Genomic DNA, 12280 nt, shown 5'->3' with positions numbered 1-12280 from the left:
ATGGCGCGTACAGTGAACTGCCAGTATCTTAAGAAAGAGGCAGACGGCCTAGCCTTTCAGCTCTACCCGGGTGAACTCGGTAAGCGAATTTTTGACAACATCAGCCAGGAAGCCTGGTCGCTCTGGCAGGCCAAGCAGACCATGCTGATCAATGAGAAGAAACTCAACATGATGAATGTTGACGATCGCAAATTCCTCGAAGAGCAGATGGTTAACTTCCTGTTTGAGGGCAAAGAGGTCGAGATCGAAGGCTATGTTCCGCAAAAAGATGACGAGTAATAAATTACTCGCTCTATAAAAGTAAAAAGCGCCAATGGGCGCTTTTTCTATAATGGGGATTTGCTTAAGCAGTCACTACTGACGAATGCCTTCGACCACGAGATCTAGGGTCACATGGCTGGACGCGGGGCCTAGATCCATCTTGATATCATAGTCCTTCAGGGCAAATTCTGTCTGGCCGACAAAACCGGCGCGGTAACCACCCCAAGGGTCTTGCCCTTCACCAATAAACTTTGCATCGATTGCCACAGGCTTAGTCACCCCGTTAAGGGTCAGCATGCCATTGAGCACAAACTTGCCGTCACTCAGCTCTTTGACCGAGGTCGACTTAAAGCTAGCCTCGGGATGCTTAGCCACATTAAGGAAATCTTCGCTTCTCAGGTGCTTGTCACGCTCGGCGTGGTTAGAGTCGAGACTCGCCGTATTGATCGTTACATTTACCTTGGCATCACCTATATGTTTGCTATCGAAGCTAAAGTCGCCGGCAAACTCGTTAAAGCGCCCCACCACGAAGCTGTAACCTAAGTGGCTCACCTTAAACTGCACCGAGGCGTGGGCACCTTGGGTATCTATCACGTAATCGGCGGCATTGGCTGTAGCCGGTAACATGAATGCACCCGCGCCTAGTGTGCTAATAAGTGCGGCGCTCAATATAGCCTTCTTCATTGTGTCTCCTTAATGTTTAACATGCGTTTTAAGCTTGCGTCTTTGTCGATGAAATGGTGTTTAAGTGCCCCAAGGCCATGCAGAGTTACCAGGGCGATAAAGCCATAGGCCAGATATTGATGTACTTTGCCGGCAATATCCGCCTGCCCCTCAAACAATAGCCCCAGGCTCGGCAGCTCGATGAGTGAGAAAACGCCAATGGCCCTGCCGTCGGCGGTAGAGATAAGATAGCCAGAGATCAAGATGCCAAGCAGCATCAGATACAGCAGACGATGCACCAGGCCCGCTGCCAGCTTCTCCCACCTTTGATGCCCGGGGAGCGCCTTAGGCTCCGGGTTTAACCAACGCCACAGCAGACGGCACAGGGTTAACACCATCAGCAGCACGCCTATGCTCTTATGCAAATCCGGCGCTCGCTTATACCAGGCGCTGTAATAGGTCAGCTCGACCATCCACACGCCCAGGGCGAACAGCGTTAATACGGCAATCGCCGTCAGCCAATGCAGGCCTATGCTCACCAAGCCGTAGCGGCTCTGGGTATTTTTAAACACGATTCATCCTCATTTATGACTTAACAGCATATTAACTTCGATTTAGATCGACAAATATCGCGTAATTTCGCCAATAAAATTCTAATTTTTAGAAAGGTAGTGCTAAGACAAACGAGATTAGTGGGGAGTTGGGAAATAAGAGGCCTGAAAATGCCCCCTTAAGAACAATTAGTGGCTAAAACCTGAGTTTTAACCACAGCCACTGTGCTAAAAATCGGCATAAATGCCAAAAAGCCAGCACTTTGCACATTAACTAGCCATGCAGTTAAATTTCTCCAAAAAAGCGCTTGCAGGATAAATATCAGCGCTATATTATACGCGCACTCCAAACGGCAAGGGTCACAGAGGCCTGGTTTGAAGTAGTTAACTAGACACTTAGTTTAGTTGCCCGAATAGCTCAGTCGGTAGAGCAGAGGATTGAAAATCCTCGTGTCCCTGGTTCGATTCCGGGTTCGGGCACCACAATTTAGCCGGCATAGCTCAGTTGGTAGAGCAACTGACTTGTAATCAGTAGGTCCCGAGTTCGACTCTTGGTGCCGGCACCATATAAAACAGCCTCGACAATGTCGGGGCTTTTTTATATCTGAAATTTACCGCCCTTTATGGAATTCATTACACTCCTGATACAAACATCCCCTCTCTTAATTAAGCCGTCATTAACGAGTTGCCCCTTGATACTAGGCAACAAAAAAGGAGCACTCGGCTCCTTTTGATTCGATAAACACTCTCAGCTATTTCCAGCTACGCATCTTATAGCCTTTCACGGCATAGAAGAGGATAAACAGGTAACAAGGCAACATCACCATATAGCCGCCCTGCTGACCAAGTGATGTGGCCGAGCTGGTTAATCCCCAAAACAGCGGACCGAATGCGCCACCAGCAATGCCCATCACCAATAGCGCCGAGCCTGTGCTGGTCAGTTTACCCATGCCAGATAGCGCCAGCGGCCATACAGCTGGCCAGACGATGGCGTTGGCCAAGCCTAAGAAGGCGATCATCAACAGGGTATCTGGCAACATGGCACCGCCAAAGGGAACCAGTAACGCGTTGGCGATAGCATAAGACTCGTTGTCACCAAATAGGATCCCCAGCGTCAGCATTAGGCCTAGTATCGCCGAGATCATCAACGCCTTAGGCTGAGAGATAAAACGGGGAATGGTCAGGATACCCAGGGAGTAGCCGATGACCATGCAGATCATGGTATAGGAGGTCATCACGCCATAGTTCTCGACCCCGAGAGAGAGGGCGAAGGTGCCTATGGTATCGCCGGCGATCACTTCTACCGCCACATAGAAAAACAGTGCTACTACCCCTAATGCCAGATTAGGATGAGACAGCGCCTCACGGGTATGCCCCTTGGTGCCCTGCTCTTGCTCGTCTTCATTTTCAAGCTCTGGCAGAGGCGATTTTTTCACCAACAGCGCCAGCACACCGATAAAGATAGCCATGCCCAAATATGGGAACACCAGGCCATTGGCCATCTCGTCGATCTGCGCCTGGGTCAGCTCAACGCCGACTCTGTCCTTAAAGCTGTCGAGGATCAGGGCGGTAAACACCAGCGGCGCGATCACCCCTGCGCCCTTGTTGAGGATCCCCATGACACTCACGCGAGCGGCGGCCGACTCCTCGGGACCGATTCTGACCACATAGGGATTCACCGCAGTCTGTAGCAGGGTCTGGCCCGTGCCCATCACCAGCTGCGCAAACAGAAACAACGCAAATACCTGCGTCTTGGCCGCGGGTATGAATAGCAGGCCGGCAATCATCATGATCCCCATGCCCATCGCCATGCCCGTCTTGTAACCCACCTTACGGATCACCCATGCCGAGGGCAATGCGGTAAAGGTCACGGCGATATAAAAGGAGAAGAGAATGAGGGAGGCTTGAAGCGGGGTGAGTTGCAGGATCTGCTTGAGGTAAGGCATCAAGGACCCATTTAGCCAGGTCGCAAAACCCAGAATAAAGAAGAGTCCGGCAACGATCGCCATGGGGATCACGCTGCTGCGCTTACTTTCACTATTTAATGTCATTTCCATAAGCCTGTTTTCTTATAGTAATTAATCTTCGGATATCAGCTCGCGATATCGGCTTGGTACATTACAGCTCGGGCGCAAGTTGCCCCCTTGTTTCATCGATGTTAAAACATAAACAGAAAAAAGACAACGCTGTCATTTTCGCTTTTTAGCCTTTACAGGCTAACACAGCGTTTTCCTTATTAAATTGCCCAGCCACTATCTTCTATAAGACTTAAACCTTGATGAAGATGCCGCGCTTATACATCCAGTAGAGCAGCAACCACTGCACCAAGAGTAAGGCGCAGGCAGACGCCAGTGGCTGCATCTCAATCGGCAGCGCCTGTATCGCGCCGCCAAATAGGCTGCTGGCAAGGTAGTCCCATTTCACCAGACTCGAGGCCAGATAGATGATGATGGCATTGCAGCCTATGATCACAAATCCAAATGCCAATCTGTGCAGCTTTAGCACATCCACCAGCGCATAGAAGATGGCGAGTAAGATAAGGCTCCAGCCCAGGGTGACCATGACAAAGCTGCTGGTCCAGAGATCTTTATTCACCGGAATATAAGGATTCACCATCCAGCCTAGCCCCAGGCTGAGCAAGCCAGCAAGTAACAAGATGCCAACCTTGGCCCACTCGCCCTTTACCCCTCCCCACTTGGGATGAGACTTAACGATGAAGCGACCGGTAAAGACACCCGCTAAGGCATTGACTATGGCAGGCAGGGTAGAGAGGATCCCCTCAGGATCAGTCGCCCAGCCCTGATAGCTAATCCCGGGCAGAAACTTGCCGTCCACATAGGCGTTGATCGAACCAGAAATAGAGAAGTCCCCCGCCACGCCGCCGGGAACCGGCAGCCACAGCTGCATCGCGGCGTATCCGAAGAGTATACCGATGGCGACCAATACCTGCGTCTTCAGCCCGGTATGCCACACCAGTAAGGCGGCGAAGAACCAGGCAAAGGCGATGCGTCCCAGCACGCTGGCATATCTCACCTCATCTGCCGCCATCGGCATGCCGGTGCCCCAGCCATGGTTATAGAGCACACCAAACAGAAGCAGCAGCATCAGACGTTTTATCGCGTGGCGATAGAGGGGAAGACGCTCTGGCCAGGGCAGCGAATCCAGGCGTTTGGGCGATAGGCCTAAGGCGACGCCGGAGAGGAAGATGAATAGAGGGAAGATAAGATCATAGAAGGTAAAGCCGTGCCATTGACTGTGGTGCATCTGGGCATCGGCGATACGCCAGCCCTGCCAGCCGGTCCAGACCAGCAGCGCCGCAAACAGCGCCTCGCCCCCCAGGATCCAGAACATATCGAAGCCCCTTAGGGCATCGAGCGACATTAGCCTGGGTTTCGCGGCCGGTTTGGAATGGGGATCTGTTTTAGGTTCCATCAGGAGCCTCTCTCTTATCGTTATTATTATAAATCAAACACTAAGCTTAACCCGGTAGCACGAGCATTGAGTCTAATTAGCGCCTTAATTCCGAGCACAAATAGAGCGCTTGTTTCAGCGCCTTTTGCAATTCTCTAGCGCGAAGGCTATGCATCTAATGGGGTCGCTATACCTGATAGACCAACTGGCCATCTATGTAGGTGCGCGCCACTTTATTATCGCTGCCTAGCAACACCATATCCGCCCTGGCGCCTATGGTAAACACGCCGCGCTGACGATGACCGATAAACTCGGCGGGATATCTAGCCGCCATCCGCAGCGCCTCTTCGTGGGTCACACCTAGCATGCTAACGCTGTTGTTGACCGCGCCAATCATATCCAGCACACATCCGGCAAGCTCGCCGGTTACGGCATTTAACCTGTCACCGCGGCGAACCACCTGGGTGCCAAACAGCTCGAAGCTGGCGTTATCATCCATGCCCACAGGCGGCATGGCGTCTGTCACCAGCATCACCTTGCCCCTTGGCTTAGCGGCGATGGCTACCTTAGCCGAGGCCGGATGCACGTGGTGACCATCGACTATCAGGCCGCACCAGGCATTCTGGCTCTCCAGCGCCGCGCCCACCATGCCCGGCGCCCTGGAATCCATGGGCGACATGGCGTTAAACAGGTGGGTGAAACCGGTTGCCCCGGCCTCAAGCGCCTTAATAACGGTATCGTATTCGGCATTAGAGTGACCGAGACAGACTCTGACGCCGCACTCGACCAGGGCGTTAATCACCTCTGGTGCAACATTCTCCGGCGCCAGTGTCACCACCTTAGTCCCTAGATCATCGCGGGCAAAAACCGCCAACTCTTCATCTGAGATACGACGAATATAGTTTGCCGGATGGACGCCCTTCTTGGGCACACTGAGGTGCGGCCCCTCGAAATGGATCCCCAGCACGCCAGGCGTATTCAGCGCCAGCGCCTCGGCCACCGCATCGGCGGCGGCGCGCATTACCTCAATTTCGTCGGTGATCAGGGTCGGCAAGAAGCCCGTGGTGCCAAATCTGGCATGGGCCTGGCCTATGGTCTTTATCTTCTCGACGCTGGGCGCGTCGTTAAACAGGGCACCGCCGCCGCCATTGACCTGAACATCGATAAAGCCAGGCACCAGGGTACCGACCAGCAGAATCGGCTCGACATCGCTAGCCCTATCGAAAGAAACGATACGCCCGTCCTCTATGGTGATGGCCTGGTTATGGTGGAAGTGTTCGCCGTCAAATACCCGCTCGGCAATCAGTGTCTGTTTCATCGATTCAATTCCTGGCAAAACATCATCTACAACTCGTTACGCTTGGCTCACGCCAGACTGCTCAAGGCAAACAGCTAAAGCCTAACTGCTAAAGCTTAACTACTAGAGCCTAGCTGCTGACGCGCAAAATAGGCAGCGCCTAATTCGGGCGGGGCAAGAATTGGCGAGATCTTGTCGACCACCCGCCTATCCAACCAGGGGGCCAGAGGCTCGGCTAGGCCGCCTATCATGGAAAAACGCGGCGGGTGGATCTCAAATAACTTGTGGGCCAAGGCGCTGATATACGCGGCGCCCTCGACCACTATCGTCTTAGCCACCTCATCCTGGGCCTGTGCACAAGATAACACCGTGCGCGCCAGGCTGGCATAACAACCGGATGATTTGCCCGCCAGGTGCTCGACTATGCCCATGGCATCGTTCACCTTGAAGTGCTCCAATAGACGCTCTGTTAGCTGGGTAGCCGGGCCGAAGCCATCGAGATCTAACAGTACCTGCTGCGCGGCCTGTAAGCCAAGCCAAGCGCCACTGCCCTTATCGCCCAGAGCAAAGCCATGCCCACCTAGGCTCAAGGACTGCTCGCCCACGTGGGCATAACCGCAGGAGCCGGTACCTGTGATGATCACAGCGCCATCGCCACCTTTATGGGCGCCGATGCAGGCGGTGTGCAGATCTGTGGTGACATACATCTCTGCAAAGGGATGCTGCCATGCTTTGATCGCCTGATAGAGATGAGCGACGTTAACTCCAGCCAGGCCTACGCCCGCTACCAGTGTCTTGCTGTCGCTCGCTTTTAGCCCGGCGTCTTGTAGAGCGAGTTCGGTCGCGCGCGAGATAGAGTCGAAGGTATGTGTCAGGCCGTAAAGCGGATTCGCACGCCCGGCCACACCAGTGCCGATCACACTGTCATCGGCGGCGTAGATAGTCGCGCGGCACTTGCTGCCACCACCATCTATGCCTATGACGAGGGCCTGTTCCTCTGTCTGGTTAAATCCCATTACCAACCTCTTTCACAGTTTTATTATCCAGGGCATCTAGCTTCGCCCGCCCTGCCCACTGACTAAGTTAATGTCATGTTACAACAGAAATGACAACGCTGTCATTTAAAATTATCACTAAATTTGTGACAGCAAGCTTCTCAGTCACTGCCCGGTTAACGCCTCTAAGGCGTCCAGATTTGTGTTTGCTATATAACAGGGAGGAAAGCGGTTATCGGCTCTCAGATAACCGCGCTAGCTTACTTTGCATTTTCATTAGCCGGCTTAAATGACCTATTTCTCGGTCAGTAAACTAGTGCTAATAGCGAAATGCTAATTGACCTTGAGTATGCGCCCCTTACGGATACCATCGGCGGCGACGCCTCTGACCTCGACTCTACCTGAGACGCTAACCGCCTCTGTATATTGCTGCCACTGGCCGCCATCGACTCGATACTCTATTCCAAGCCCGGGGTAGATGCTGTTTGCCTGCAGATAACCTTCCTTGATCTTGGCACCTAAGGTTGGCACACGGTAGGCTATCCCTGCCCCATCCAGCTTTGCCAGCTCCTTATAGCCTAAGGTGTTGGCAAAGGTCTGCCACTGCACGCGCTGCTTCTCGCGCATCTCGGCCGTGAAGTAGTTTGTCTCTGGGCCATATTTAGCCCCCTGATATTGATATGGTACCTCCCAATCGGCCTTGTGCCATGCCCTTTCAGCCAGCACTAACAGGCGAGGAAACACCATATATTCCACCACTTGATCTGAGCGTATCGTCTCGCTCCAGAGCTGGCCCTGGATCCCTTTGAATCTAACGCCTTGATTTAGCGGCCCGCTGAGGCATTTGCCCTCTTCATCCAGCTTAAGGGTATCGTCGGCCTCAAATGGTTTACCTTCGATATCCGTCCACTGCTCGGCGTTGGCCGGAAGGTTATCTGGCATGAAGCTAAAGAGTTTGCGTTCGTTGGTGCTGCGACTCGCCCAGTAATATCCATGCTCTTTGGGATCGGCCTCGTAGGGGAAATCGAAATAGAGCACCTCGGGATTACTCAGTACCGTATCCCAGCCCAAGTTGGCCTGTGCATGAGCGCGCTTATGGCCGCCGTGGGCAACCACATCCCAGATGTTAGTTTGATTCTTTGCTGGCATACGCTCGGGGCGAGTATGGCTCATGCCATCGCTCCAGCCCGCGGTTTCAATCCCTCTATCGGCCAACATATTGGCTACCCGCTCGATAAAGTAAGCCCCAAAATGTGCCACGCTATCCAGGCCGCTGTCTTTATCTGCAAGCAGCGTCTGACAGACGGGTGAGTCGACCCAGGCACCGGCTGTTTCATCGGCGCCGATATGGTAAAGCTCCAGGCTCTGACCTGCAGCCTGGTGCAGCTTGGCTATCTCGCTCACCACCTTGTCGACAAAGTGATAACTGGAATCCATACAGACGTTGAGCGTATTGTCGTCATAATATTGGATCGAGGCGTAGCGGGTCTTATCCAGCGGGTCGATGAGGCGATACTCGTTAGCAGCGGCTTCATTGCCTTCGGCCATCAGACGGCGATACCTGGCCTCCATAGACTTGATGGCGGCGCGCGAGTGACCCGGCATATCCATGGACGGTATCACCTGAATTTGGCGCGCGCCGGCATACTTGAGGATCTCGATATAATCGGCCTTAGAGTAGAAACCATTGACCTTACTATCGCCATCTGGGCCGCTGCCCAGCTGCGGCAATAAACAGGTATCTTCCTGCAGATCGTGACAGCGACGACTGCCCACTAGGGTCAGCTCGGGCAGGCCGTCTATTTCTAGGCGCCAGCCCTCATCATCGGCCATATGCAGATGCAGCTTGTTTAGCTTATAGGCCGCCATCTGATCCAGCAGATCTAAGATAAACTGCTTGCTGTGAAAATTACGCGCCACGTCCACATGCATGCCGCGAAAGTCAAATCTAGGCTCATCTTCAATCTGCATGGCATTGATCGATAGGGTGTCGAGAGAAATAAGGCTTGTTAGCGACGCCAAGCCATAGGAGAAACCGGCATCGTCGCTGGCGCCTATGGTGATGCCATCAGAGGTAATATCGAGGCGATAGCCCCCTTCGGCGAGTTTAGTCGTCGACGGCTCTAACTTGAGTGGTACACCTTGAGGCGATGGCTTAACGCCAAGGCGGGCCATGCGAGCCAAGGCCGCCTCGACAGACGCTCTAGAAACGTTGCCAGCATCCAGATGATAGCCTGAGGCCAGGGATAACACTGGGCTTTGACTATTGATCATTTGTCGCTTGGGCGTTGGGATGATCGCGTTGACGGCAAGTTCAGGCCGACTCTCAATATCTTGGTTTGCATCAAACAAGACCTGAGGCGTCGCCCACTTAAGCTTATCGGTATCGCCACGCTTATATTGACTCTCGGCGCTGACATAGGCCTCGACATAGGGCCGCTGCTCCATGCCGGTACTCACATCGACAGTCAGCTGAGTGCTGCTGATAATCTCGGGCTTAAGGCCGGGAACGACGATATAGTAGTTGGGCATGGCATCGGTTTCCGATAGCTGCCATAACTCACCGAGAAAGGCGATGTCGACCGGTTGGCCTTTCTGGAAACCGCTAAATCTGTCCGTGGGCGTGATGCGATGCAGATCCCCTTTAACCTGAGTCAGCTCAAAGGCATCGGTTAGCACTTGTTTCACCGGACGCATCTGGCTGTAGTAGATAGCCCAATCCTTACGGTCAAAATCAATACCCGGAACTAATTCTATCTGGGCGGCGAAGCAGCGGCCATCGACACCTGTTGAGGTGCACTGCTGAGGATAATTGGTCAGGGTGTGATAATTAACGGCAAGGCTGATAGCAAACTGATGTAGTGCCTGCTGAGCAGAACTTTCGCTTACCTGCTGCGCCGCGACGCCTTCATCCTTGGCTATTTGGTTAGTGGTTGGCTGACTGCACCCAAGCAGTCCCAGGCTCATGAGTAATGTTATTGGAATGAGCTTATTATTCATTGTTATCCTCACTTTTCTCGACTTGAACGTTCAAGTCTCATTGCAGCCACCCTTCCCCGTCAGCATAGGCAATCAGCTTCCTGCTATTGCGATATCTGAGATAGCCACCACTTTATGCCAATCCTAATAAATAACTGTTCAAGCGAACTTGTTAAAACGTTCGATAACTGCATTACTTTTGATTTTAGAATAACTACTTACCTAAAAATCCAGCCTTGCTCTCAAACATTTTCCCTGCGCTATTGCTGATCACTTACTTATTACGCTTGGTCTTATTTGCCGCCGCATCTTGGCCGATTAACAAAAATGCCGCCGCGAAAATAGATCATCGTCAGACTGGTACAAATCTAGCGGCTCCCCGAACCCCACCTAGCAATTACAGGCAATCTAGAATTGGCAAGTAATCAGGCTATAGAAAGCGTTCTGGCTACGGAGAGTAATCTGACAATGAAAGAAATCTGTTTATTTAATCTGAACCTCTGCAAGACAGCGAACACCCTGCTGTGCTGTGCTCGCTTTTTCCGCTCTTGCGCATTTCCCTAAAGCCCACTCGTCAGGCGCTACTCTGATTCAGAAAAAAGCGCTAGATGCATCATGTATCGAGTGCCACCGATAAAGGCGCCTGTTGAGACATAACACATCTAGCCATCTCTAGTATCTGGGGAGAGACTATAGGAAAAAACAAACACAATAACCATTGCTACAAACTTAATGGCTACTGCCAATGCACAAGTTAGGAGACCTCTTCCTAACAATGCAAACCTTACAAAACGAACGTGCCACACAAGCAAATGACAACGCTGTCATTTATTAATTTACCTAAGAAAGAACAGAATTTCTACATTTTTTTGACATTCTGAGGCAATTTTTTATCTGCCAGTTGAAAACCGCCAGTTGCAGACACAGCTACAAAGGCAGTGCCCAGCATTAGCCACCACATAAATATGACAACGCTGTCAACTATTGGTAACATCCAAAAGATACTCAAAGCCGAAAACGAGCGCCAATGCTAACGAAAAGGGCCTATGAGTATGGGGGTGGCGCCAGATGATTTCTTAAAGAAAATAGAAGGTCCTATGAGAAGAGTATCAAGAAGAGCAAACTCATGCCCTACCAGCGATAAATCTAATTCGAAGCGCCGAACAGTGAAAGTTGCTCAACTTAACGCCTTTATCGCACCACTTTCGCGCCTGCTTGCTCTATTAGTGCTTGCACTATGGCCGCCACTAGCGGTAAAAGATTAACCCAGCGTTTCCCAGCCTAACGAACAGAGGGCTAGGAACAAACACCACAAACTAAAATTAACTAAGGTAAAAACATGGCAAAGATTGTCCCTCTATCGACAGAAAAACATCTCAACATCAAGCTGACTCATTCAAACGATTTCAGCCGTTTCAACAAGGAACACCTGATCCCAGTGCTGGCCAGGGAGATCCCTAGCCTGGCAGCCGAATTTCCCATCGTCTTTGTGAAGAATGGTGAGACCGGCCAGTTTATTCCGGTGGCCATCATGGGGATCGAGCCCGAAGTTAACCTCTACTGCCAGAGCAATCAATGGGATGCGCCAATCAGCCCAATCGGCTTTAGCAATGCGCCGCTGTCCATCGCCAGAACTTCGGAAGAAGGCGACAACGTGATCGTCTGCATCGATGAGGATAGTCCTATGGTGTCTGAGGACGCTGGTAATCGACTCTTCACCGACGAGGGTGAGCGCAGTGAATACCTGACGGCGCGAACCAATGCCCTGCTGGATGTCGCCGCCATGCATCAACAGACACAGGCCGTTTGCCAATACCTGGCAGATAAGAACTTACTGATTTCTCAGCAGCTAACGATTAAGCTGGAAAGATCTGAGCAGAAGATCAACATCAATGGTGTCTACCTGATCGACGATAAGGTGCTGAACGAGCTAAGCGATGAGGATTTCCTCGAGCTAAGAAAGAAAGGTTTGCTGCCTATCGTCTATGCTCACAGAGCCTCGCTCAACCAGCTGTCTCGCCTTATCGCCAAGCAAAACCAGTTCGACAAGCTACAATAAGCATCCGCTGCAAGCTAATGGCGGGACGTTGGAATAAACTACGCCCCGCCAAATCGATTGTGCC

Annotated in this window: 9 protein-coding genes and 2 tRNA genes; 4 read left to right on the top strand and 7 right to left on the bottom strand. The window is 52.1% G+C overall.

Annotated elements, in window-relative coordinates; translation table 11 throughout:
- Positions 1 to 279, top strand: a complete 279-nt coding sequence (locus K0I31_RS05670; protein ID WP_011864926.1) for an oxidative damage protection protein — start codon at positions 1 to 3, stop codon at positions 277 to 279.
- A 75-nt stretch (positions 280 to 354) separates the two neighbouring features.
- Here the strand turns inward: K0I31_RS05670 and K0I31_RS05665 are convergent, their stop codons facing one another.
- Both K0I31_RS05665 and K0I31_RS05660 read right to left on the bottom strand, forming a co-directional pair.
- Complete coding sequence (locus K0I31_RS05665; RefSeq protein WP_220080187.1) at positions 355 to 945, bottom strand: YceI family protein; 591 nt, start codon at positions 943 to 945, stop codon at positions 355 to 357.
- A complete protein-coding gene (locus K0I31_RS05660; protein WP_220080186.1) occupies positions 942 to 1496 on the bottom strand; it encodes a cytochrome b in 555 nt (184 codons plus the stop codon). Before K0I31_RS05660 ends, K0I31_RS05665 begins: the two co-directional genes overlap by 4 nt.
- A 386-nt stretch (positions 1497 to 1882) precedes the next feature.
- Here K0I31_RS05660 and K0I31_RS05655 point away from each other — a divergent pair.
- Positions 1883 to 1958, top strand: a tRNA-Phe gene (locus K0I31_RS05655).
- A 7-nt stretch (positions 1959 to 1965) separates the two neighbouring features.
- Positions 1966 to 2041 (top strand) — tRNA-Thr (locus K0I31_RS05650).
- A 186-nt stretch (positions 2042 to 2227) separates the two neighbouring features.
- Here K0I31_RS05650 and nagP read toward each other — a convergent pair.
- From nagP to K0I31_RS05625, 5 genes are all read right to left on the bottom strand, one after another.
- Positions 2228 to 3532, bottom strand: coding sequence for an N-acetylglucosamine MFS transporter NagP (gene nagP / locus K0I31_RS05645; protein WP_434086910.1), 1305 nt, complete (start codon positions 3530 to 3532; stop codon positions 2228 to 2230).
- 211 nt (positions 3533 to 3743) lie between these two features.
- Entirely contained in the window at positions 3744 to 4907 is a 1164-nt protein-coding gene (gene nagX / locus K0I31_RS05640) for a transmembrane glucosamine N-acetyltransferase NagX (protein ID WP_220080185.1), read from the bottom strand.
- A 166-nt stretch (positions 4908 to 5073) separates the two neighbouring features.
- On the bottom strand, positions 5074 to 6204 hold the full coding sequence (gene nagA, locus K0I31_RS05635; RefSeq protein WP_220080184.1) for an N-acetylglucosamine-6-phosphate deacetylase: 1131 nt from the start codon (positions 6202 to 6204) through the stop codon (positions 5074 to 5076).
- A 95-nt stretch (positions 6205 to 6299) separates the two neighbouring features.
- Positions 6300 to 7199, bottom strand: coding sequence for an N-acetylglucosamine kinase (gene nagK, locus K0I31_RS05630; RefSeq protein ID WP_220080183.1), 900 nt, complete (start codon positions 7197 to 7199; stop codon positions 6300 to 6302).
- A 312-nt stretch (positions 7200 to 7511) separates the two neighbouring features.
- Positions 7512 to 10178, bottom strand: a complete 2667-nt coding sequence (locus K0I31_RS05625) for a beta-N-acetylhexosaminidase (RefSeq protein ID WP_220080182.1) — start codon at positions 10176 to 10178, stop codon at positions 7512 to 7514.
- A 1318-nt stretch (positions 10179 to 11496) separates the two neighbouring features.
- On the opposite strand from K0I31_RS05625, the gene K0I31_RS05620 reads away from it, so the two are divergent.
- The gene (locus K0I31_RS05620; protein ID WP_220073367.1) at positions 11497 to 12216 is read left to right on the top strand and encodes a SapC family protein; all 720 of its coding nucleotides are present in this window, start codon (positions 11497 to 11499) and stop codon (positions 12214 to 12216) included.
- Positions 12217 to 12280 lie beyond the last annotated feature (64 nt).

The organism is Shewanella spartinae (assembly GCF_019457555.1).
In the GTDB taxonomy this organism is placed as follows: domain Bacteria; phylum Pseudomonadota; class Gammaproteobacteria; order Enterobacterales; family Shewanellaceae; genus Shewanella; species Shewanella loihica.
The sequence above is the reverse complement of the archived record's forward strand: the minus strand, read 5'-3'. Positions and strand labels throughout refer to the sequence as shown.